This is a genomic window from Cellulomonas sp. H30R-01, assembly GCF_010119915.1.
In the GTDB taxonomy this organism is placed as follows: domain Bacteria; phylum Actinomycetota; class Actinomycetes; order Actinomycetales; family Cellulomonadaceae; genus Cellulomonas; species Cellulomonas algicola.
The window spans coordinates 4,237,779-4,259,258 of sequence record NZ_CP048210.1 but is presented as its reverse complement, the minus strand read 5'-3'; the positions used below and the strand labels follow the sequence as shown (position 1 = coordinate 4,259,258).

Sequence of the window (21,480 nt, the reverse complement as noted above, 5' to 3'; positions counted from 1 at the left end):
CCGCACGCCGCGACGAGCTCGGTCGGGGCAGCGCCCCGGACGCCGTGCCCGCGGCTCAGCCGCGGTACTCGAAGTGCCAGTACTCGGGGTTCGAGCCGTTCTGCCGCGCCCACGACGGCACGACCCACCCGTACGACGGCCCGTTCGCGACCAGCCAGTCGCGCTGCGGCGTGCCCCACCCGTACTCGCAGGGCAGCTCCGGCACGTCCATCGCGAGCCCGGTCCCGTGCGAGGACGTGCCCGGTACCGCGGCGATCGTCCCGAGCGCCTCGCGCATCGCGACCTGCGTCGCGTAGTCGCGGTAGGTGAGATCGAGGTCCAGGTCGTGCCCGAACCGCGCCCGGAACGCCCCGTTGAGGCGCTCGAGCGCGGCCGCCGCGTCGTTGCGCAGGTAGTACGGCGTGCCCCGCGGGTCGACGTCCCACGACACGGCCGTGAGCGCCGACGGCGGCAGCTTCCCGTTGGACCCGTCGCCGCCGTCGGTCGCGGGCGACGTGTAGAACGGCGGCCCGTCGTACGTCGTCCGGCACGACGGCGGCGTCCCCGTCGCCGTGCCGCCGCTGCTCCCGGTGCCGCCGCCGCTCGGCGTGGTCGGGCGGGCCGCGCGTGCCGCCGCAGCGTCCTGCGCCTGCTGCCACTCGACCTGCGCCTGCGCGACCGTCGCGTGCGCGGCCCCGAGGGTCGCGGCGACCCGTCGTGCCGTCGCGGCCGACGGCCCGGGCGTCGCCGCGGCCGCGTCCGCCTCCGCGAGCACCGCCGCGAGCGCCTGCCGGGTCGCGTCGTCTGCGACCTTCCCCTCGCTCGCCGCGAGCGTGGCGCGCGCCTGCTCCGCGAGCGCCGCGAGCGCCGCACCCGCCTCCGCGCGGGTCGTCGCGGTCACTGCCCTGCCCACGGTCGCGTCCGACGCGCCCCACAGGGCGACGTCCGCGTCGCGCGACCCGACGGCGTCGTCGACCCGCACCAGCGCCGCCTGCTCGGCACGCTCACGCTCCTGGTGGTCGACGTGCGCCCATGCCCCGGCACCGCCGCCGACGACGGCGACGACGGCCACGGCGGCGACGACGAGACGGAGCTGGATACGGGACTCCCGGGGACGTGGACGGCCGTGCGCGTGCCGTCGTTCGGCGGCCAGGCTAACCAGGCCGCGGTGACCGCGCCCACCGGCCGCGCGTCACCGCGGGCATGACCGCAGGTCACGCCCGCCATACGGAGGAACCGCCGGGCGGCGTCTCAAGAGCGTCCGCGTGACCGACGATCCACCGGTATGAGCGAGGACCGGACGTCCCCCGCGCAGGCCGCGACCATGCCCGGCCTGCGCCCTCTCACGGTCGGCGAGCAGGGCCACCTCGACAGCCTCCGCGCCCACGTCCGCCGCAGCCGCACCGACGTCACGGACGTCGCCGACGTCGCCCGGCTCGTGCACGAGACGTTCACCGGCTGGGCCGGCGACGCGGGGGCCGCGGTGCCCGAGGGCGTCGTGGCGGCGCTCGGCGTCGTCGTCGGCGACCTCGTCGTCGCGCGCGCGCCCGGTGCGCACTGGGTCCTGCGGACCGCGGGCCCCACCCCCACGCCGTGCGTCGTGTCGCCCGACGGCGAGGCGGCCGTCCTGCCCCTCGACGACATCCGCGCGCGCTGGGACATCGGCGTCACGCCCGACTGGGCGTCCGGCTACGTCGCGGCGGCCGCCGCCCACCTCGCGGTGTCCGGCCTCCCCACGGAGGACGCCGATCGGACGCCCGCGTTCGAGGTCCCCCAGCAGCGCACGCCCGCGCCCGCGGGGTCGCTCCCCCGTCGCACCGCGGCACCGGCCCCCGACGACACGCCGGCACCGTCGACGGGGTACCGCACACCCGGCGACCTGCCCGAGCCGCCGTCACCCGCGACCCAGGACCTCGGCCTGCGCGCCCTCGAGCACGCGCTCGACGCCGTGCTCGGCGGCGAGTGCCCGCTCGTGACCTTCGCGATGACCCACGACGGCGTGCACCGCGTCGTCCAGACGTTCCCCGGCGACTCGCGCGAGTCCGCGGACCGCGCGCGCGCCTGGGTGCGGGCGTCGGGCGCCGCGGCCGCGGTCGTCGCGTGGGAGGGCGAGCTGCCCGGCGACGAGCCGGGCACGCACGCCGTCGTCGTCGAGGCGTCCGGCCCGGGCCGGCCGAGCATGGTGGTGGGTCACCGGTACGCGCCCGCGAAGACGAGCGGTGAAGGGCGTGCGCGTGCGCCGCGCCCGGTCGGCGAGCCGATGATCGTGGGCCAGGGCGACCCGCTCCTCTGACCGACGTGCCTCCCGGCGGTCCTCCCCCGGCGTGACGGTCCGTCCGGCCGACCGCCGGACCTGACCCGACGTCCCGCGCGCGACCGGGCGGGTGACCGCCGGACAATGAGGACGACACCCCCCGACGCCGCTGCCAGGATCGCCGACCATGACACGCCAGCACCTCACGAAGACGCTGGTCTCCTGGGCCTCGATCCTCGACGACAAGGCCCGCGACCAGGCCGTCGCCACGTCCACCCTGCCCTTCGTCTACCCGCACGTCGCGCTCATGCCCGACGCGCACCTCGGCAAGGGCGCCACCGTCGGCTCGGTGATCCCGACCCTCGGCGCGCTGATCCCCGCGGCCGTCGGCGTCGACATCGGCTGCGGCATGATCGCCGTCCGCACGCAGTGGACGGTCGAGCAGGTCCGCGCCGCCGGGCCGCTCGCACCGCTGCGGCAGCGGATCGAGCGGACCGTCCCGCTGTCGGCCGGCGCCGCGAACCAGCGCCTGACACCCAGCGCGGAGGCCCGCGTCGCGACGCTGGAGGCCGCCGCGGAGAAGGCGGGCTTCGACCCCGGCGCCTACGCGGGCCGGTGGGCGCTCCAGCTCGGGTCGCTCGGGTCCGGCAACCACTTCATCGAGGTGACCGCCGACGAGAGCGGCACCGTCTGGCTGTTCCTGCACTCCGGGTCCCGCGGCGTCGGCAACAAGATCGCGCAGCACCACATCCGCGTCGCCGCCGAGCTGTGCCAGAAGTGGTGGATCTCCCTGCCCGACCGCGACCTCGCGTACCTCGTCGAGGGGACCCCCGAGTTCTGGGCCTACGTGCGCGAGCTGCGGTGGGCGCAGGAGTTCGCCCGGCTCAACCGCGAGGAGATGATGGACCGGGTCGTCGCCGCGATCGCCGAGCACATGGGCGAGGACGTCGTCGAGGCCGAGCGCGTCAACTGCCACCACAACTTCACGGAGCAGGAGACGCACTTCGGCAAGTCCGTGTGGGTGTCCCGCAAGGGCGCCATCCGGGCCCGCGCCGGCGACCCCGGCCTCATCCCGGGATCGATGGGCACCGCGTCGTACGTCGTCGTCGGCAAGGGCGACCCGCTGTCGCTGTGCTCCTCGCCGCACGGCGCCGGGCGTGAGCACTCCCGCACAGCGGCACGGAAGCTCTTCACGCGCGACCAGCTCCGCGAGGCCATGGCGGGGATCGAGTACCGCGACACCGACGCGTTCCTCGACGAGATCCCCGCCGCGTACAAGGACATCGACCGGGTCATGGCCGACGCCGCCGACCTCGTCGAGGTCCGGCACGTCCTGCGTCAGCTCGTCAACGTCAAGGGCGACTGAACCCGACCGTCGCCCTCGACGTCACCGTCCGGGCCCGGCGGCACGGCACCACGCCGTCGCCGCCGGGCCCGCCACGTCCCCCGGCGGGCGCCGTCAGACGCGGTACCAGCGCGCGCCGAAGCGGCGCGTCACCGAGCGGCCGCTGATCTCGGCGAGCTCGTCCAGCCGTGCGAGGACGGCCCACCCGATCTGACGCGCGGCCTGGTCGTCGTCCGCCTCGTACCGCACGGTGACGCGAGCCTCGCCTCGGACGACCTCCACGTCGTGCGCCTCGACCGCGGTGCGGGCCCGCGCGACGGCGACGGCCTCGGGCAGCACGTCGGGGGCCGCGACGCCGGGACGCAACGTGCCGACGGCGGCGCGGACGCGGTAGGACGGCACGGCACCCCTCTCGGCAGGTCATGGCGAGGTCCGCCGTGAGGTCCGGCGCACGCGCCCCAGGGTCGCACGCCGCGGGGCACGCGCCCGGCGCCGAGACGGTCACGGCGTCGACACGGTCAGGCCGTCGCGACCGACAGGCCGTCGGGGACGGACAGGCCGTAGCGACGGACAGGCCGTCGGGACGGACACGCCGTCGGGACGGTCAGGGCGCCGGGACGGTCAGGGCGCCGGGACGGTCACGGCGTCGGCACCTGGACGAGCTGCCACGACCCCGCAGCCACGAGGAGGCCGCGTCCGGGGACGCCCGCACCCAGCGCGGACCGCGGCAGACGCAGCCCGAACAGGTCGCCGTCGTTGGGCGACGACGGGGCGAGCAGCAGGCCGTTGCGCGACTTCTTCATCGTGGCGGCCGGCCCGCGGTAGCCGCTCGACAGCTCGTCGGCCGAGCCGGCCGCGACCACCAGACCCGGCCGGTCCCGGAGCGCGCCCAGGTGGGCGACGATCGCGTCCGCGAGGGGCCCGTCGGTGCCGACCAGCTCGAGGTCGTCCACGAGCAGCACGGTCGGGGTGTCCCCGGCGGGCACGAGGCCGGCGAGCAGCGCGGTGATGTCGTCCCGGGACGCGTCCAGGTCGAGCGACCCCAGGACGCCCGGGTGGTCGGCGAGGTCGCGCAGCGGGCTGCGGCGCGGCGTGACGATCCCGACGGTCCAGCCGCGCTCCAGCGCGGACGTCCCCATCGTGAGCAGCGTGGTGCTGCGCCCGGAACGGCGTGGCCCGACGACGAGCACCCCCGGCCCGTGCTCCTCGGTGTCGAGCCCGAACAGCGTGAGCGAGTCCCCTCCGACACCGGCCGGCAGCGCCGTGCGGCCGAGCGGGCCGCCGCCGAGCGCGTGCGCCTCGGCGAGCGTCAGGCGCGCGGGGAGCGGGTCGACCCGGAACGGGACCTGCCCAGCGGGTGCCGACGGGGTGCGCGGGTCGGCGGCGTGCCGGGCCGTGGCCTCACGGGCGAGCCGCTGCAGCTCGGCGACCTGTGCCGGCCCCGACGTGTCCTCGACCAGCAGGGCCACCTGCAGCTCCTGGCTGCCCTGCGACCGGAACGCGCGCCCGTCGGGCAGGTTCGTCGGGACCTCGCGCGGGGCCAGTCCGACGGCGCCGTAGTCCCCCACGTCGGACATCGGCAGCATGACGCGGTCCTCGGTGAGCGTCGAGACGCGGCCCGCGAGCAGCGACCGGTCACCGCTCACGACGACCTTGACGCCCGCACCCGGGCCCTCCTGCAGGATCTGCGTCCAGAGGTCGACGAGGGCCCCACCGTCGTAGTCCTCGAACGCCTGGATGAACCCCTCCCACCGGTCGAGCAGCACCAGCAGGTAGGGCAGGCGGTCGTCGGGCGCGACGCCCGCGCGCTGCTCGGCGACGTCGGCGAACGACTGCTCGGCGAGGACCTGCTGCCGACGCGAGATCTCGGCGCGCAGCCGCCGGGTCAGCCGGGCGACCCGGTCGGGCTGGTCGCGGGGCACGACCGCGCCGGTGTGCGGCAGGGCGACGAGCGGGAGCAGCGCGTTGTTCCCGAAGTCGAGGCCGTACAGGTGGACGTCGCGCGGCGACACCCGCTCGGCGACGGCGGCCGCGAAGGCGCGCAGCACGCTCGACCGGCCCGTGCGCGGGGCACCGACGACCGCCAGGTTGCCGGCGCTCTCCAGGTCGTAGCCGGCGACGTCGCGGCGCTGCTCGGCGGGCAGGTCGACCAGGCCGTACGGCAGGTGCAGCGGTCGCGCGGCGAGCGTCGCGCCGCCCTGCGCGACCAGGTCGGTGGTCGTCACCGTCGTGGGCAGGGCCGGCAGCCACGGCGGAGGAGGCGCGGCGACACGGGCGAGGTCGGCGGCGGCGCGCACCGCCTCGACGAGCGCCGCCAGGTCCGTGGGCGCGTCGTCGTCGTCCTGCTCCGCGCGCGGCGCGACGGCGGGCGGGCGGCCCACGTCGCCCCACGTCAGCGGCGCGAGCGTGACGCTGTCCGCCGGACCGGACGCACCCGGCGGACGGCCCCCCACCCGCGACGACTGGAACGCCACGAGGCTCGTGTGACCCAGCCGCGCGTACGCCCGACCGGGCAGGCTCGGCGGGATCTCGGCGGCGTCGCCCGACTCGATGACGTCCTGGCTGTCGTTCTTGTCGGTGACCCGCAGCGCGATCCGCAGGTTGGTGTTCGACTTGATCTCGGCGCTGACGACACCCGCGGGTCGCTGCGTCGCGAGCAGCAGGTGCACGCCGAGCGACCGGCCCCGGCGCGCGATGTCGACGAGGCCGCTCACGAAGTCCGGCAGCTCCCCGACGAGCGCGGCGAACTCGTCGATGACGATCATGAGGCGCGGCATCGGCGCGTCGTCGGGCCCGCGGCCCGCGAGGTAGTCCTCGATGTCCTTCGCGCCCGCACCGGCGAGCTGGTGCTCGCGGCGGCGCAGCTCCGCGGCGAGGCTGTCGAGCGCGCGCCGCGTCAGGTGCTCGTCGAGGTCCGTGACCATGCCGACGGTGTGCGGCAGGTGGTTGCAGTCCTTGAACGCCGCGCCACCCTTGTAGTCGACGAGGACGAACGTCATCTCGTCGGGGCGGTTCGCGACCGCGAGGGACGCGATGAGCGTCTGCAGCAGCTCCGACTTGCCCGAGCCCGTGGTGCCCGCGACGAGCCCGTGCGGGCCGTCCGCACGCACGTCGACGGTGAACGGCCCGTCGGTCGTCTCGCCGATCACCGCACGCGTCGTGCGGCCGCCGCGTGCCCACACCTGCGCGACCGCCTCGGCCCGCGGCGGGTCCAGGTCGAGCACGTCGAGCAGGCGGGACGACGACACGAGCGTCGCGGCCAGGTCCTCCGAGCCGATGTCGCGGATCGGGGCCAGCGACCGGCCGAGCCGCTCGAACCAGGCGAGCGGGACGACGTCGGCGCGCACGCCGTCGACGGGCTGCCGGCCGGCGACCGACACCGTCGTCCGCGGACCGTCGACGACGACGACCGCCTGGCACTCCTCGGGGAGCTGTCGCTCCTGCTCGTCGACGCAGACGAACATCACGCCGACCGACGGCCCCTCGCGCAGCAGGGTCACGAGCCCCGGGAGCAGCCGGATCCGCCGGGCTCCGTCGAGGACGACGAGGACCGGTGCCCCCGCCGGCTCGCTCCGCATCCCGTTCCCCCGTGCGGCCGACCGGCGGCGCTCGACGAGGTCGAGCAGCTCGGCGACCCGGCGGGCGGTCGTCTCCTCGTCGTTGCCGACCGCGGCGACCGGGCCCGTGTCGCGGCGCGCGTGCGGCAGCCAGCGCACCCAGCTCCACGCGTCGTCGCCCTGCCCGTCGGTCAGCACGACGACCGAGACGTCCGCGGGCGAGTGCGCGGTCACGACCTGCGCGAGCATCCACGCGGCGACCGCGCGACGCTCGTCGGGCGGTCCGGCGACGCCCGTGACACCGGCAGCGGCGAGCGGGACCGCGACGGGCACGTCGGCGGCGCTCCAGTGCCGCTCGCGCTCGTGGTCCTCGCGAGCCGGGTCGTGCAGCGACACCTCGCTCTGCACGTCCGCGGTGCCGATCCGCGCAAGCATCCAGTCCGGGTCGGTCCGTCGCCGCTCCCACAGCCGGGCGCGCGGGCCCGTCGCGAACAGCAGGACCGAGGCCGGGTCGGGCAGCTCGCGGCGGCGCGCGGCGCTCTCCTCGCCGAGGGCGTCGTAGGCCTGCCGCTCGATGCGAGCCGTGCGCTCCGCGTAGGTGCGGACGGCCTCGACGTGCTGCGTGCGCCGGGTACCGCGGGAGGAGACGTAGTTCGACACGGCCATCATCGGCGACAGCACCATGATCACGAGGCCGTAGGGCGACTTCGTGAACAGGTACATCGCGACGCCCATGACCAGCGGCAGGACCATCATCGCCAGCGGGAACCGCAGCTTGTCGGGGCTCTTCGGCTCGGCCGGCAGACGGAAGTCGGTGGGACGCAGCGGCGGCAGGAGCCGCGGCGGCCGGTTGTAGTCGAGCGTGGCACCCGCGGGTGACGGTGACAGCGACGCGTCGGCGGGCAGCACGTCGGCGGTCTCGAGGACGACGTCGCCCACGACGAGCGACTCACCGGGTCGCCAGGGTCGCGGGCCGTCGAGCACCGTGCGGTCGACGTGCACGAGGGGGCGGTCGAGCTCCGGGTCGACCTCGACGACGCCGTCGAGCCCACGGCGGGCGTCGGCGAGCCGTCGCGCGTACCGCTTCGACGCCGTGCGCGGGGCGGCGTCCGCGTCGGGACGGCGCACGACGATCGGCCCCTCGAGCGGACGCCGTCGTGCCGGGGCGGGCCGGGTGACGCCGAGGACCGACGGCTCGGGGTGCAGCGTCCGCGACCCGTCGAGCCCGACCTCGAGCACGACCGCGGACGGCGGGACGTCACCGTCGACGGGCACCGACGCGGACGCCCCGCTGCCGATCACGTGCCGCCCCACGCCGAGCCGGTGCACGCGACCGGCGCCGGGGCCGGACACGACCCGTACCTCGCAGGCGCCCAGCGGCTCGTCCCAGGGGTCACCGGGATCCGCACCGACGCCGACCACCGACCCGTGGCGCAGCGGGCAGGTCTCGACCGGCTCGTCGGGGTCGAGCTCGCGTCCCCGCCACCACAGCGGGGGCGCGTCCTGGCCCCACGGCTGCACCTCGACGACCCCGAGGTGGCCCGAGCCTCGCGGCACGACACGCGCCTGGACCCCGGACGTGTGCCCGGCGACGGCACGGGCGACGTCGCGGACGCGCGCGCCGGGCGCGCAGTCGAGCACGACGTCGACCGGCTCGGACGCCGCGTCGAGCGCCGCACTGAGGATCAGTCGCACTCCCTTGCCCTTCTTGCCGGCGGACCTCGCCGCAGACACGTCCGGCCCGCCGCGACGGGCGGGCCGGACGTGTCGTCGCTCAGATGCGGTCGCCCTCGCCGGTGGCCGCCGCGATGTTGTTGTGGTTGGTCCGCACGTCGCTCGCTGCGCCGTCGAGCGCCTCCTGGAGACGGTCGAGGTTGGCGCGGTAGTCCTGCCACAGCGAACGGAAGTCGTCGGCGTACTTGCCGGTCCACTCCGTGGCGTTCAGCCCCTGGTCGACGTGCGACTTGATGTCTGCGGCCTGCTGGGCGTTCTGCTGGAACGTCTTGAACAGCGCCTGGAGAGTGCTGAGCTCGGCACCAACTGCCACGGTGGTTCCTCCTCGGTACGAGCGCCGCCCGGTCAGGCGACGCGACATGCGGACATTACCGGCAAACCCCACCGCCACGGGCGGGTGTCACCCGGTCAGGCCCCCGACCCCCCGGCCTCGGACGGCTGGGGCGCGAGGTCCTCGACGACCGCGCGGGTCGCCGGGCTCATGGCGTGGACACCGGCCGTGCGCAGGGTCGCCGCGAGGTCGCCCGCCGCCTGCCGGACCGCGTCGGGCCCGCCGACGAGCGCCGCCGCACGCATCAGGTCGCGCCACAGCAGCTCCTCGGTGGGCGCGAGGCGCAGCCCGGCCCACGCGGCGGCCTGCGCGGCGCCGGGGTCGTCGTCGTGGTGGCACAGCACGACGAGCCGGTGCACCGCGTCGACCAGGAGCGCCCGCGACGCCCGCTCGAGCCGCACACGCGCGAGCCACGCGTAGCGCCCCGAGGGCCGCACCGACAGCACCGTGCCGTGCGCGAGCTCGAGGGCGGCGGCGAGGTCCGCGCGCTCGGCCTGCGGGCTCGTGGCGCTGCGGGACCGTGCGAGCAGGGTCGTGACGACGTCCCAGTCGACGACCGCCTCGGGTCCGAGCGCGACGCGGCCGTCCGCGCGGCGGACCAGCCGGGGGCGTCCCGACGCGTCGGTGCCGAGCCAGCGGGCCGCCCGCTCGAGCGTGGCCTCGCGCACCTCCGCGGTCACCCCGCCGGGCCACAGCGCGGCCGCGAGCACGTTCGCGTGGACGCCCTCCGGGTGGAGCGCGAGGAAGACGACCAGCTCGGTCAGCAGCGCGCGCCGGTCCTCGTCGAGGACGCCGAGGCTCTCGACGCGAGGCTCGCCGAGCACGAGGACGCGCACCGGAGCCGCCGTGAGGTCGTCCGGGGTCCGCGGCCGCACGGGCGCCGCGACGTCGGGCCGCTCCACGGCCCCCTCGTGCGCGACGGCGTCGTGCCGCGCGTCGAGAGCCGGGGCAGGCTCGGGCGCCTCGGTGAACAGCTCCCCGAGAGCCCCCACCTGCCGCGGCGTGAGGCGGTTGGACTGCACGTCGAGGCCCAGCAGGCGGGCGACGAGCCGACCGTCGGGCTGCGCGACGAGCTGCCACCGGGCGCCGGGCAGGTCGCCGACGCACACGACGCCGAGCGGCGACCGCCGGTCCGTCGTGGCGATCGCGACGACCTGCTCGGCGAGCGCACCGGTCGGTGCCGCACCGAGCACGAGGTACTCGGGCACCCACGTCGTCGCACCGTCCGGCCGCACCCGCCCGGACAGCACGTCGCCGTCGTGCGCGCCGACGCGACGTCCACCGAGCCGGTCCAGCACGTCGGACGCGGACGCGGCGCGCGCGTACCGACCGCCGGGCAGTGCGTCGAGGCCGTCGGGCAGGTCGACACCGGTGACCCGGAGCCCGTCGGACCAGCGGTTCGTCGCGAGCTCGGCGGCGAGCGCGGTCGCGACCTCGCGCGCGACCTGCGGGTCGCCGACGACGGAGACGGGCCCCTGCGCGCTCTCGAGGTCGAGCAGCACGTCCCGGCCCAGCGCGTCCCGGCCCAGCGACACGAGACCGGGGAACGGGGCCGGACCGCCCGCCTGCGCGCCGTCGACGTCGTCGGCGGCGAGCCGCCACGTCGTGCCGTCGGCGGCCGCCTGCCACGGCGCCGGTGCGTCGGGCCTCGACGGCGACAGCCGCAGCTCGAGCGCGTCGTCGGAGACGACGGCGGCGACGACACCCGGCAGGGGCCGGCCGGTCGCGCGGTGGGCGGCCGCGAGCTGGCGCAGCCCGCGGTCGAGCAGCAGCGCGCGGCGGGGGTCGGCGCCGACCCGCAGCGCGACCTCGAGCTCGACGGCGTCGTCCGACGGCTCTCCCGTCCGGTTGCGGCGGCGGAGGCGGTCCAGCGCGGCGAGCAGCCCGACGGCGAGCAGGCCGCCGCCCACGAGGAGCGCGGTGCTCGACGAGGACTCGTGCACGTCTGCGGCGGGAAGGGGCTGCGTGCCGTCGAGCACGGGGGCGTGCTCGGGCAGCGGCGCGGGCGTGACGGGAGCGGGCGCCTCCGGCGCGGGCGCGACGGGGGTGACGACGGCGGTGACGCGCTCGACACCGGCCGCGTCCTCCGGCATGACGAGCAGCCAGTTCGGGTAGATGAGCCGCTCGAGCGTGAGCTCGTGCCCGTCCGGCTGGTCGCGCCCCTTGTTGAGCTCGAACACCTCGCTGTACCGGCGGCCGTCGCCGAGGGTCCGCTCGGCGATGTCCCAGAGGTTGTCGTGGTAGCGCCCGTCGGGCACCTTGACCACGTACACGCGCTTGCCGAGGAGCTCGGCTCCCTCCTCGGGGCTGAGCTGCACGTCGCCGAGCCAGTACGTCGTCTCGCCCTGCGCGGCCTGCGCCTCGGCGGGTGCCGCCACGGTCGCCGCGACCTCGCCCGCGACGGCGGGCGCGGAGATCGCGACACCGACCTCGCTGTGCACGGGCGCCGACGGCGCCACCGCGGCGGACGCCTGACCGGCCGCGCTCGCCAGGAGCAGGACGGACACGACGAGCGTGCGGGCCAGCCGCTGGCTCGGCCCGGCGAGCGGGACGCGTGCGGGCAGCCCGACCCCGGACAGCGCGGAGCGCAGCTCGACCACGGTGCAGATCGTGAACTGGAGCCAGGCGAGCCAGACGATCCACACGAGCACCGCGAGCAGCTGCTCGACGCCGATCGTGCCGGTGAGCGCGTCCGGCGACGGCAGCGAGCGCGGGATCGCCGGGGCGGCGTCGAGCGCGAGCAGCCCCGCGGGCACCCCGACCACCAGCAGGAGCAGGAGCACGGCGGACAGGACCGACGAGGCGACACGGCGCGGCCGCTGCTCGACGTCGTCCTGCAAGAACCTGGCCGGCCCGGTCTCGCGGTCCGCCCGCAGCTCGGTCTCGTTCACGGTGCTCCCCCGATCTCGGTGACGATCCCGACCGCCGCGCGCGCGGTCGCGCTGCCCTCGACGGTGAACCTGTCGACGCCCACCAGCTGCAGCAGGACCGTCGGCACGACGTCCTCGACCTCGACGGTGACCTGGTCGTCGGCGGCGGTCACCGTCATGCGCCCGGGTGCGTACCCGCGCACGGACAGGAAGTCGACGGCCGCGTCGCGAGCGGCGCCGGGGTCGATGCGCGCCTCGCCCGTCGCGCGCAGGTGGGCGACGTCGAGCTGGTTGGCCGCGGCGCGCGCCGCCTGCTCCGCGTCGTCGACGATCGCGACGCGCGCGTTGACCGCCCGCCCGCCGTCCGCGACGAGGCCGACGACGGCGAACAGGACGAGCACGATCCCGATCACGAAGACGGAGGCCGACCCTTCGTCGGACCGGGGGCGGTGCGGGCGGCGGTCGTGCACGGTCATGCTCCTGTCCTGCGGTAGCGGTCCACGGGCGCAGCGGACGACGCCTCGACCTCGACCGTCCCGGGGAGCCCGAGCATCCCGAGGTCCGACCAGGACACCGTGCAGGCGACGTCGACGCGGACGACCTCGCCGGCCGCGAACGTTCCCCCGAGGTCGACGGGGTCGCACGTGAGCGACGCCGGGGTGCCGGCGAGCGCCGTCGCCCTCGCGGCGGCCAGCGCGCTCGCGCTGTCGCGCTCGAGCGTCGCGGCGCGGACCGCGTCCCGCGCGATCGCCTCCGCCTCGCCCTCGGCGGACACGTACCGCCCGGCGGCGACCACGAGCAGGGCCACGAGCAGGAGCACCGGGATCAGCACGACGACCTCGACGGCCATCGAGCCGCGATCGTCGCGCACGGTCCGTCCCACGGGGGCCCTCCTGCGTCCGTCCGCCGCGCGCGTCACTGGTCCGCCCGGAACCGCTCGACGGGGCCTTGCACGAGCGCGCTCACCCGCGGCGCCATGCCCTGCACGATCTCCTTCGAGCGGGCCGAGACCTCGACCCGCACCGTGTCGGGCGTCGGCCGGCTGATGTCGACGTCGAGGTCCTGGAGGTTCTGGCCGCCGATCAGCTCGGCGAACTCGACCGCCCGGGCGCGGGCGGCCGTCTCCGACTGGGGCGTGCCGCCGCCGGTCCGCACGACGCGGGCGGTCTCCCGCGCGACGGCACCCACGAGCTGGTTGCCGTGCCACGTGAGCGCGAACTGCACCGTCACGAGGATCACGAGCATGAGCAGGGGGGTGTAGAGCGCGAGCTCGATCGAGCTCGCGCCACGGTCGCCCCCGCCGCCCGCGGACGTGCGCAGCCGTCGGCGGACCGGGGTGAGGAGCCGAAGGGTCACGGTCCGCCCGGGGCGTCGGGCATCTCGATCGACTCCGCGGCGTCGTTCGCGAGGTTGTAGATCACCGTGCCGACCACGCCCGCGAGCAGCACGAGGACGCCCGTGATGATGACCCACTCGATGACCGACGCACCGGCGTCCTCCGCGAGGCGGGCGCGCTGGTAGCGGCGTCGCAGCTCCATGACGAGGTAGTCGACGACTCCCCGGTGGGGAAAGCTCATGTCAGCACCGTCCTTCTGTCGAGTGTCCGTGTCGTGCGGTCGTGGCCCGTCCGGTCGCGCCGTGCGCGGGTCATGTCTGGCCCAGCACGCTCTGCAGCGCCGGGTAGAGGAGGAAGACGAGGAAGCCGACGGCGAGCAGGAGCTGCGCGACGAGCATCGACTCGGAGCTCTCGCCCGCCTTGCCCTCGGCCTCCGCGAGCTCTCGTCGGCGCATCGAGCCCGCGCGCGCCGCGAGCGAGTCGCGGACCTTCGCGCCGTCCTCGGCGACGAGCGCGAGGGCGGCCGCGAGGTCGCGCAGCTCGTCGACGCGCAGCTCCGTGCCGAGCCCGCCCAGCGCGGACCACGGCGTCTCGCCGCGCAGCCGCGCGCCGCCGAGCGCGTCCCGGATCCGCACCATGGCCCACCCGTCGCTGAGCTCGGACGCGCCCTGCAGCGCCTCGGGGACACCGCGGCCGGCTGCGAGGCTCATCGAGACGAGGTCGAGGAACGAGCCCACGACGTGCCGGAAGTCCCGGCGGCGCGCGGCGGCCTGCGACCTCACGGCGAGCCACGGGACCGCCGCGGCGCCGACGCCGACGAGGACCGAGACGAGCAGCGGCACGGACATGTTCACCCCGACGCCCACGGCCACGAGCACCGCGGCCGTGACGAGCGGGGCGAGGAAGCCCCCGACGAACGCGAGCACCGTGCGCGCGAGGAACGCGTCGAGCGTGAGCCCGGTCATCGCGAGGTCCGCCCGGAGGGTGTCGAGCGGCAGACCGGTCGCGGTCACGCGCCGTGCGGCCTCGCGCCCGAGGGCGAGCCGCCACCGCGCCCCCTCCCCGGCGCGCGGGTCGACGCCGACCGCGCGCGCGTAGGCGCGGCTCTGGCGGCGTTCCTCGTCGAGCCGGGCGAGGGCGCTGCCGGCGTGCGTCGGCGGGGGTGCCAGCACGACGACGAGCAGGAGCACACCGAGGCCGACGACCGCCCCCGCGAGGAGCACGAGCGTCATGACGTCCCCCCCACCGCTGCCTTGGCGTCGACCTGCGGCTGACCGTGCCGGTCGGGCGTCGCGACGAGGAAGCGGGCCGGGACGTCGACGCCCGAGAGCCGCTTCATCCACCAGAACCCGGCGGCGAAGAGCGCGATGACGACGACCAGCACCGCCTGCCCGGTCGGCGTGCCGTACGGCGCGACGTACGTGGGGTTCAGGATCGCCAGGCCGAAGATCATGAGCATCGAGAAGCCCATGACGATCTGCGCGGACCTGCGGGTCGAGGAGCGGCCCGCCGCCACGCGCTGGCGCATGTCGAGCTCGGCGCGCGCGGACTCCGAGACCGACGTGAGGACCTGGCGCAGACCCGGGCCGCGCAGGCGCGAGTTGAGGATCAGCGCCGCGACGACGAGGTCGGCGCTCGGGTCGTCCAGGTCGTCGGCGAACCGCTGGAGCGCGGTGCTGAGCGGCACCCGGACCCGCAGCCGGTCGACGAGCATGCGGAGCTGCGGCTGGATGGTCGGCGACGCCGCGTAGACGGTCGCGGGGATCGCCTGCTCGAGGCCGACCGCGCCGGCGATCGTGTCGCGCAGCGACTCGGCCCACGACGCGAGGCCCTCGAGCCGGGCCATCGCCTGCCGCTCCGCCTTCGCCCCGCCGAAGAGCGACGTCCACGACAGGACGAGCGCCGCGGCGGCGACGGCCGCGACCGGCCATCGCGTCACGACGAGGACCACCACGGCGGCGACGGCGGCGAGGAGCGCGCGGCGTCCGAGCCGGTCCACGAGCGACGGCCCGCCGTGCACGACGCCCGCGCCCCGCGTCCGGGGGCGCAGCGACTCGACGAGCAGCGCGATCCCGAGGCCGACGACGGCACCCGCGAGGACGATGAAGACGGTGGACGGCGCCATCACAGGCCCCGCATCGCGTAGCCGGGCGAGTAGCCCACGGCGACGAGCTCGTCGAGGCAGGCGATGGGCGCGGACGCGACCGCGACGCCGTCCGGCCCGGGGGCGAACACCTCGCTCGACAGCACGCGGCCGTCGATGCCGTTGACCTCCCGGATGCTCGCGACGAAGCGGCGCAGCCGCCCGCCGTGCAGGTAGTGGTTCTGCTTCTGCACGAACACCACGAAGTCGATCGCGCCGGCGATGAGCATCATCGTCGCCTCGACGGGCAGGCGCTCCTGCGACTGGATCGCGTAGGTCGAGATGCGGTTGAACACCTCGATCGACGAGTTCGCGTGGATCGTGGACAGCGACCCGTCGTTGCCCTGGCTCATCGCGTTGAGCATCGTGACGATCTCGTCGCCGAGCACCTCGCCCACGATGACCCGGCTGGGGTTCATGCGCAGGCTGCGGCGCACCAGCTCCGCCATGCTGATCGCGCCGTTGCCCTCGGAGTTCGGGAGCCGCTCCTCGAACGCGACGACGTTCGGGTGCAGGTCGGGGAACTCGCCGAGGCCCAGCTCGAGCGCGCGCTCGACGGTGATGAGGCGCTCGTGCGGGCGGATCTCGTTGGCCAGCGCCCGGAGCATGGTCGTCTTCCCGGCGTTCGTCGCGCCCGCGATCATGATGTTCTTGCGCGCCGCGACGGCCGCCGACAGGAAGGCCGCGATCTCGTTGGTCACCGACCCGAGCCGCACGAGGTCGTCGAGGTGCACGCGGGACAGGCGCGCCCGCCGGATCGAGATCGAGGGGCGTGCGCAGACGTCCATCACGGCCGACATGCGGCTGCCGTCGGGCAGGCGGATGTCGAGCTGCGGGTTCGCCGAGTCGAACGGTCGGCTCGACAGGCCCGAGTACGCGCCGAGGATCTGGATGAGCTCGACGAGCTCGTCGTCGGAGTCCGCGACGGGCGGCATCCGCGCCTCACGGCCGTCCGCGTACTGCACGAAGACGTTGTCGCAGCCGTTGATGTCGACGTTCTCGACGTCCCGGTCGTCGAGGAGCGGCTGGAGCCGGCCGACACCGTAGAGCGCGGCGTGGATCCCGGACGCGAGCTCGCTCTCCTCGACCGGCGACGGTGGCGTGCGACCGGCGGCGATCTCCGCGCGCGCGTAGGCGTCGAGCACCCGGTTGACGACGGCGCGCGCGAACTGGCGCTCGTCCTGACCGGACATCTGGGCCACGCCCGCCGCGGCGTCGTCGCGACGCTGCCGCGCGAGGATGTCCGCGACCTCCTCGCGGAGCCGGCGCACGAGCGCCTGGTCGACCGCCACCCGCGCCCCCTCAGATCCCGGCCCGCACGGCGCCCTGCGACGCGGCGAGCTCGGCGACGGGTGCGACGAGCTGACGCACGGACCGCACGAGCAGCGAGCGCTCGACCCCGCGGTCGAGGCGCCCGGAGACGACGTCGGCGGCACGCTGGTCCTCGGCGACCTGCCCCACGACCGTCACGGGCAGGCCCTCGTGCGCGAGGAGCTGCGCGAGCTCCGTGAGCGAGCGGCGGTCCCTGCCGTCCGCGAGGAGCGCGACGCCGAGGGCGGGCATCCGGCGGGTCGACGTCGCGCGCATCTGGGCGAGCCAGCGCAGGCGCTCGCGCAGGTGCGCGTACGACTCCAGGCGAGGGCGCGCGAGCAGCACGAGCACGTCGGCCGCCGCGACGACGGGCATCACCGGGCTGCCGGCCTGGACCCGCCCGCAGTCGACGACGACGTCCCGCGTCGGGTGGTGCGCGAGCGCCGACGCGAGCGCTGGCACGGCGGGCGCGATCCCCGTCATCTGCTCGGGGCTCGTCACGCCGCACAGCACGTCGAGACCGCCCTCGAGCTGCTGCAGGTGGTCGTCGAGGCTGTCGTTCGCGAGCCCGCGACGGGCGTCGGCCGCGAGCGACAGGATCCCGCGCTCGGGGTCGAGCGGCCCTCGCGAGGCCGTCCGGCCCAGCAGCGACACGTCGCCCCCGGCGGGGTCCGCGTCGACGAGGACCACGTCCGACGGCCACACGCCCGCGAGGACGCGTGCGGTCGTGCTGACACCGGGCGAGCCCTTCGCGGAGCCGATCGCGACCAGCACGCTCAGCCCCCCTGACCGACGACCGGCGTCCCGCGGCTCACGAGCACGGCCGAGAGCGACGCCTCGGCGGCCGCTGCGGCCAGCTCGGCGCCGTCGGACTCGTCGACGATGAGCGTGGCGGTCACCCGACCGCCGTTGGCGCCCTCCGCCGGGGTGGTCGCCGAGCTCACGAGCGCGTCGGCCACGAGGACGGTGCCCTTGCCGTCCACGACCTGGACGAGCTGGACGACGTCCCCCGCCACCAGACCGGACGCGGGCGCACGCCCCTCCTCGAACGACGCGCCGACCGCGACCTTGCCGTCCTGCAGCGTCCGGGTCGCGGTGAGCATCGACGTGTCGACGAGCTGGCCCTTCGTGACGGCGATCCGCGCGAACTGGCCGACGACGAGCTCCTGCTGCGACGCGGGCACCAGGAGGGTGCCCTCGGACGCGACGGGCGTGGTGGCGAGCGCGTCGGCGGTGATCTCCTCGCCGACCGCGATGTCGCGCGCGGCGACCAGCACGGGGACGCGGTCGTCGGCACGCAGGGCGAGCAGGCCGGCCGCAGCCGCACCGCCCACGATGAGCAGCACCGCGAACGCCGCGAGCAGCGGTCGCCGCTCGCGCGGTGCGTGCGGGAGCCGTTCGGCGCGGGCCGCGCCGGCCGGGGACATCCCTCGCTCGTCACGGGCGCGGCGGCGGTCCTGCGCGGCCACGCCCCCGGGCGTGCTCGTGTTCACCGTCATCGATGGGGGTCCAACCTCGCTGCGGGGGGTCGTGCAAGGACTGCATGACTATAGGGGCAAATCGGACGGTGGCGGTCGCGCCCGGTCGGGGTCGCGCCCGGTCCCGGCGCGTCTACCATGGCGGCCGACCACAGCCCGAGGGAGGCCTTCCATGGCGACGAGCGCGCACTTGCCTGCGGCGACAGCTCTCGCGCGACGAGGGACCGCCCGTCAGCGCGCAGGGGGCACCCGGTGACCGCACGCCCGCACACTTCACCCGATCGGGTGGCGACCGTCCCGGCGACGTGGCCGCTCGTCCGGGCACAGCTGCGACCGGACGGCACCGGCACCGTGCACGTCAACGAGCACGCCTCCGCGTGCGCCGCCGCGTCCACCGCCCGCCTGCGGGCGGGTGCGTTCGCGCGGGCGGTCGCGGTGGCCCGCACCGTGGGACGACCGGTCCGCATGGTGCTCGCCGACGCGTCCGGCGCGTCGCTGCTGGCCGCGCACCCCGACGGCACGCTGCGTACCCTGCCCGCCGAGGGCGCCGGCACGCCCGTGGACGTCCCGCCTGCGCCCTGCCGGCGGTGCGGGGCGGACCAGCCCGTCGCCGCGCTGGCGTGCGGTGCGTGCGGGACGCTCGAACCGCTGCGCGTCGAGACCGACCCCGTCGCGCTGCTCGACGCGGCCACGCTCAGCCGACCCGACGAGGGGCTGCTCGCGTCGCTCCCGGCGCCGCGTCCCGTCCCTGCGGTCCCGACCGTCCCGGACGCGCTGCCGGACGCCCTCCCGGGCGGGCTGCCGGGGGCCCTCCCGGACGGGCTGCCGGACGGGCTGCCTGACGGGCTGCCTGACGGTCTCTCGCCCGTGTCGGTCCCGGTCCTGCCGCCCGAGCCCGCAGCGGTCGGGGCGGTGCGCGACGAGGCCGCCACCACGTCACGCGGGCACGTGCTCGTCCTGACCGTCGACGGTGGCGCGCCGGTGCGCGTCCCCGGCGGCGCCTCGCTCGGCCGCGACCCGGTGGCCCCCACCGGGCGGACCCCCGTGCGTGTCGTCGGGGCGACGGTGTCCAAGACCCACGCGCTCGTCGACGTCGAGCCCGACGGGACCATCCTCGTCACCGACTTCAGCTCGACGAACGGGACGCACGTGCTGCTCGACGCGCCCGTGCGGCTCGTCCCGCACACCCCGGTCGCCGTGCCTGCCGGGACGGTGGTCCTGCTCGGCGAGGTGCGCTGCACGCTCGGCCTGAGCGTCTGAGCGTCTGAGCGCCTGAGCGCCTGAGCGCCTCAGCGCCTGAGCGCCTCAGCGCCTGAGGGCGAGCACCGGCGCGGCTGAGCGCTGCGAGAGCGGCCGGCCGGCCGAGCGCACGCACGGCTGACGCCCGGGCGACACGCGACCCGCGGACGCGGTTCGCCGCGCGGGCCGGTGACGCTAGCGCGAGACGACGCCCTGGATCTCGGCGACCGGGATCTCGGCGGTCGCGGAGATCGTCTGCGCGGGCAGCGCCGTCGGGTTCGGGTCCTCCGAGGACACCCACGACGCGGTCCAGGTGGCCTGCGCCGTCAGCGTCGCGGTCGGCTGTGACTGCCCGGCCTTCACGGCCTGGTTCGCGCTGGACCGGAAGAACCGCAGCGCGCACGTCGTGGACGCCGCACCGCCGCCCCACGGGGTGCCGGTGTCGGGACACGTCACGGAGTCGGCGCCCGGGGCGCTGACCTGCAGCGCGGACAGCGCGGCGTCGACGCGCGCCCACGTGCCCGACGGGATCTGGGCGGTCACCGAGACCGTGGTGGCGGCGTCCTCGACCCACACCCAGGTGTCGGCGCCGACGACCGTCGCCCCGGTCCCCGTCATGCTCGGGTTCCAGCGGATCGTCCCGCGGGGCAGGTCCATCGACTCCGACGCGATCTGCGCGAGCACCTCGGGGTCGACGCTCGCGTCCTGCGGCGGCACCGGGTCGGTCGGGCCGACCCAGATCGCCGGGTGGGAGAGGTGGTACGCGACCGCGACGTCACCGGGGGCGCCGGCGCTGCACGAGGACTCGTACCAGTGCCCCTCGGTGTCGGTCGCGTGCTCCTCCCAGCCCTGGTGCAGGAGGCCCTGGTTGGCGTAGTCGTCGAGGGTGTCGGACTCGCGGGCCGGGCCGCCGAGCTTCCAGTACTCGTAGTACTCGTACCCCGTCGGGCCCCGGCCCATCCAGCACAGCGGCGCGACCGTGCGTGTCGTGGTGCTGCTGAACGACCGCCCGCCCGACGTCGACCCGGACTGCGAGACCGTCACCTGGATCGACCCGCCTGACGAGCCTCCGCTCGTCCCCGTGCCGGGGCCGCTCGAGCCGCCGGGTCCGGCGGTCTCCTCCTGCCCGAAGGGAGGGTCCTCCGCGGCGGCGGCCGTCACCTGCGCCAGGACCAGCGCGGCGGAGAGGCCGAGGACGACGGCGGACCGCCTCAGCACGTGCCCGACACCTCGTTGGTCGCGACCAGCCACCGGTCCTCGCCGGGCACGCGGGTCAGCGTGTAGGCCTTGTGCTTCTTCTCGCCGAACCCCGCCTCCGCGGGCGTGTAGGTGCGGGTCGCGTCCGCGAAGGTGGCCTGCGAGAAGTCCTCGCAGATCTCGCCGGTCGCCTGGTCGCCCGTGACGACGACGTCGCTCACGCGGGTCTCGAGGACGCCGCCGATGGACGCCTGGATCGCGGTGTTCTTGTCGACGACCTTCTGCATGGCGCCCTGCAGCTCGGGCGAGGCGAGGAGGGCGAAGGCGGGGCTCACCGTGTTGGTGCGCATGGTCCGCCAGTACTCCTTCTCGTACGTGGCGAGCCAGTTGTAGACGTCGGCCTCGTCGCCCGTGAGCGCCGGCACGTCCGTGAACACGATCCCGAGCTCCGGGTCGGACAGGTCGTCCACCTCCGGGTCGGGGGTCGGCGTGGCGCTCGGCGTCGGCGTCGTGGTCGGCGCCGCGGTGAGGCCCGCGGGCTCCTCCGCCCCGCCGCACCCCGCGAGCAGGCCCACGACCAGCGTCGACACCACGACCACCACGAACCGGCTCATCTGCGCCCTTCCCGCGACCACGGCCCGGTGGACCGAACCGACCGATACCGTACCGAATGCCCCGTCCGCGCGCGGCGCCCGGGAGGGCCTCG

At 76.0% G+C, this 21,480-nt stretch carries 19 protein-coding genes; 3 read left to right on the top strand and 16 right to left on the bottom strand.

Going from position 1 to position 21,480, the window contains the following annotated elements; all coding sequences use genetic code 11:
* Window positions 1-55: 55 nt before the first annotated feature.
* The gene (locus GXP71_RS19020) at window positions 56-1,051 is read right to left on the bottom strand and encodes a D-alanyl-D-alanine carboxypeptidase family protein (protein WP_238402505.1); all 996 of its coding nucleotides are present in this window, start codon (window positions 1,049-1,051) and stop codon (window positions 56-58) included.
* Window positions 1,052-1,264: 213 nt separating this feature from the next.
* On the opposite strand from GXP71_RS19020, the gene GXP71_RS19015 reads away from it, so the two are divergent.
* Together GXP71_RS19015 and GXP71_RS19010 are read left to right on the top strand one after the other, a co-directional pair.
* Complete coding sequence (locus tag GXP71_RS19015; RefSeq protein ID WP_162353957.1) at window positions 1,265-2,272, top strand: DUF3806 domain-containing protein; 1,008 nt, start codon at window positions 1,265-1,267, stop codon at window positions 2,270-2,272.
* Window positions 2,273-2,420: 148 nt separating this feature from the next.
* Window positions 2,421-3,599: an RtcB family protein gene (locus GXP71_RS19010; RefSeq protein WP_162353956.1), complete on the top strand. Its 1,179-nt coding sequence runs from the start codon at window positions 2,421-2,423 to the stop codon at window positions 3,597-3,599.
* Between the two features lie 93 nt (window positions 3,600-3,692).
* Here the strand turns inward: GXP71_RS19010 and GXP71_RS19005 are convergent, their stop codons facing one another.
* From GXP71_RS19005 to GXP71_RS18945, 13 genes are all read right to left on the bottom strand, one after another.
* Entirely contained in the window at window positions 3,693-3,980 is a 288-nt protein-coding gene (locus GXP71_RS19005) for a hypothetical protein (RefSeq protein ID WP_124342891.1), read from the bottom strand.
* Window positions 3,981-4,216: 236 nt separating this feature from the next.
* Window positions 4,217-8,830, bottom strand: a complete 4,614-nt coding sequence (locus GXP71_RS19000) for an FtsK/SpoIIIE domain-containing protein (RefSeq protein WP_162353955.1) — start codon at window positions 8,828-8,830, stop codon at window positions 4,217-4,219.
* A 79-nt stretch (window positions 8,831-8,909) separates the two neighbouring features.
* Window positions 8,910-9,182, bottom strand: a complete 273-nt coding sequence (locus GXP71_RS18995) for a WXG100 family type VII secretion target (RefSeq protein ID WP_160142877.1) — start codon at window positions 9,180-9,182, stop codon at window positions 8,910-8,912.
* A 95-nt stretch (window positions 9,183-9,277) separates the two neighbouring features.
* A complete protein-coding gene (locus tag GXP71_RS18990; RefSeq protein ID WP_162353954.1) occupies window positions 9,278-12,091 on the bottom strand; it encodes a hypothetical protein in 2,814 nt (937 codons plus the stop codon).
* Window positions 12,088-12,546 carry a pilus assembly protein TadG-related protein gene (locus GXP71_RS18985; RefSeq protein ID WP_162353953.1) on the bottom strand — a complete coding sequence of 153 codons (459 nt, stop codon included), beginning with the start codon at window positions 12,544-12,546 and terminating at the stop codon, window positions 12,088-12,090. The genes GXP71_RS18990 and GXP71_RS18985 overlap by 4 nt, the downstream gene beginning before the upstream one ends.
* Window positions 12,543-12,953 (bottom strand): TadE/TadG family type IV pilus assembly protein, encoded by a 411-nt coding sequence (locus GXP71_RS18980; protein ID WP_202924289.1) that lies wholly within the window; start codon window positions 12,951-12,953, stop codon window positions 12,543-12,545. The genes GXP71_RS18985 and GXP71_RS18980 overlap by 4 nt, the downstream gene beginning before the upstream one ends.
* Before the next feature lie 32 nt (window positions 12,954-12,985).
* Window positions 12,986-13,426 carry a TadE/TadG family type IV pilus assembly protein gene (locus GXP71_RS18975; RefSeq protein WP_238402503.1) on the bottom strand — a complete coding sequence of 147 codons (441 nt, stop codon included), beginning with the start codon at window positions 13,424-13,426 and terminating at the stop codon, window positions 12,986-12,988.
* Window positions 13,423-13,647, bottom strand: coding sequence for a hypothetical protein (locus GXP71_RS18970; protein WP_225916109.1), 225 nt, complete (start codon window positions 13,645-13,647; stop codon window positions 13,423-13,425). Before GXP71_RS18970 ends, GXP71_RS18975 begins: the two co-directional genes overlap by 4 nt.
* A 70-nt stretch (window positions 13,648-13,717) precedes the next feature.
* The gene (locus tag GXP71_RS18965; RefSeq protein WP_162353952.1) at window positions 13,718-14,638 is read right to left on the bottom strand and encodes a type II secretion system F family protein; all 921 of its coding nucleotides are present in this window, start codon (window positions 14,636-14,638) and stop codon (window positions 13,718-13,720) included.
* Entirely contained in the window at window positions 14,635-15,531 is an 897-nt protein-coding gene (locus GXP71_RS18960) for a type II secretion system F family protein (RefSeq protein WP_202924288.1), read from the bottom strand. The genes GXP71_RS18965 and GXP71_RS18960 overlap by 4 nt, the downstream gene beginning before the upstream one ends.
* A complete protein-coding gene (locus GXP71_RS18955) occupies window positions 15,531-16,841 on the bottom strand; it encodes a CpaF family protein (RefSeq protein WP_162353951.1) in 1,311 nt (436 codons plus the stop codon). Before GXP71_RS18955 ends, GXP71_RS18960 begins: the two co-directional genes overlap by 1 nt.
* A 10-nt stretch (window positions 16,842-16,851) precedes the next feature.
* Window positions 16,852-17,634, bottom strand: coding sequence for a hypothetical protein (locus tag GXP71_RS18950; protein WP_162353950.1), 783 nt, complete (start codon window positions 17,632-17,634; stop codon window positions 16,852-16,854).
* Window positions 17,635-17,636: 2 nt separating this feature from the next.
* A complete protein-coding gene (locus tag GXP71_RS18945) occupies window positions 17,637-18,287 on the bottom strand; it encodes an SAF domain-containing protein (protein WP_162353949.1) in 651 nt (216 codons plus the stop codon).
* Between the two features lie 336 nt (window positions 18,288-18,623).
* Between GXP71_RS18945 and GXP71_RS18940 the strand changes: the two genes are divergently transcribed.
* Window positions 18,624-19,598 (top strand): FHA domain-containing protein, encoded by a 975-nt coding sequence (locus GXP71_RS18940; RefSeq protein ID WP_162353948.1) that lies wholly within the window; start codon window positions 18,624-18,626, stop codon window positions 19,596-19,598.
* 174 nt (window positions 19,599-19,772) lie between these two features.
* Here GXP71_RS18940 and GXP71_RS18935 read toward each other — a convergent pair whose 3' ends face one another.
* Both GXP71_RS18935 and GXP71_RS18930 read right to left on the bottom strand, forming a co-directional pair.
* A complete protein-coding gene (locus GXP71_RS18935) occupies window positions 19,773-20,795 on the bottom strand; it encodes a hypothetical protein (protein WP_162353947.1) in 1,023 nt (340 codons plus the stop codon).
* Window positions 20,789-21,388 carry a hypothetical protein gene (locus GXP71_RS18930; protein ID WP_162353946.1) on the bottom strand — a complete coding sequence of 200 codons (600 nt, stop codon included), beginning with the start codon at window positions 21,386-21,388 and terminating at the stop codon, window positions 20,789-20,791. Before GXP71_RS18930 ends, GXP71_RS18935 begins: the two co-directional genes overlap by 7 nt.
* Between the last annotated feature and the right edge of the window lie 92 nt (window positions 21,389-21,480).

Bases quoted from the DNA above. Each gene is read 5' to 3' on its own strand.
- GXP71_RS19010 (WP_162353956.1), top strand. From the start codon at position 2,421: ATGACACGCCAGCACCTCACGAAGACGCTGGTCTCCTGGGCCTCGATC.
- GXP71_RS18965 (WP_162353952.1), bottom strand. From the start codon at position 14,638: ATGACGCTCGTGCTCCTCGCGGGGGCGGTCGTCGGCCTCGGTGTGCTC.
- GXP71_RS18945 (WP_162353949.1), bottom strand. From the start codon at position 18,287: ATGTCCCCGGCCGGCGCGGCCCGCGCCGAACGGCTCCCGCACGCACCG.
- GXP71_RS18970 (WP_225916109.1), bottom strand. From the start codon at position 13,647: ATGAGCTTTCCCCACCGGGGAGTCGTCGACTACCTCGTCATGGAGCTG.
- GXP71_RS19015 (WP_162353957.1), top strand. From the start codon at position 1,265: ATGAGCGAGGACCGGACGTCCCCCGCGCAGGCCGCGACCATGCCCGGC.
- GXP71_RS18930 (WP_162353946.1), bottom strand. From the start codon at position 21,388: ATGAGCCGGTTCGTGGTGGTCGTGGTGTCGACGCTGGTCGTGGGCCTG.
- GXP71_RS18985 (WP_162353953.1), bottom strand. From the start codon at position 12,546: ATGACCGTGCACGACCGCCGCCCGCACCGCCCCCGGTCCGACGAAGGG.
- GXP71_RS18960 (WP_202924288.1), bottom strand. From the start codon at position 15,531: ATGGCGCCGTCCACCGTCTTCATCGTCCTCGCGGGTGCCGTCGTCGGC.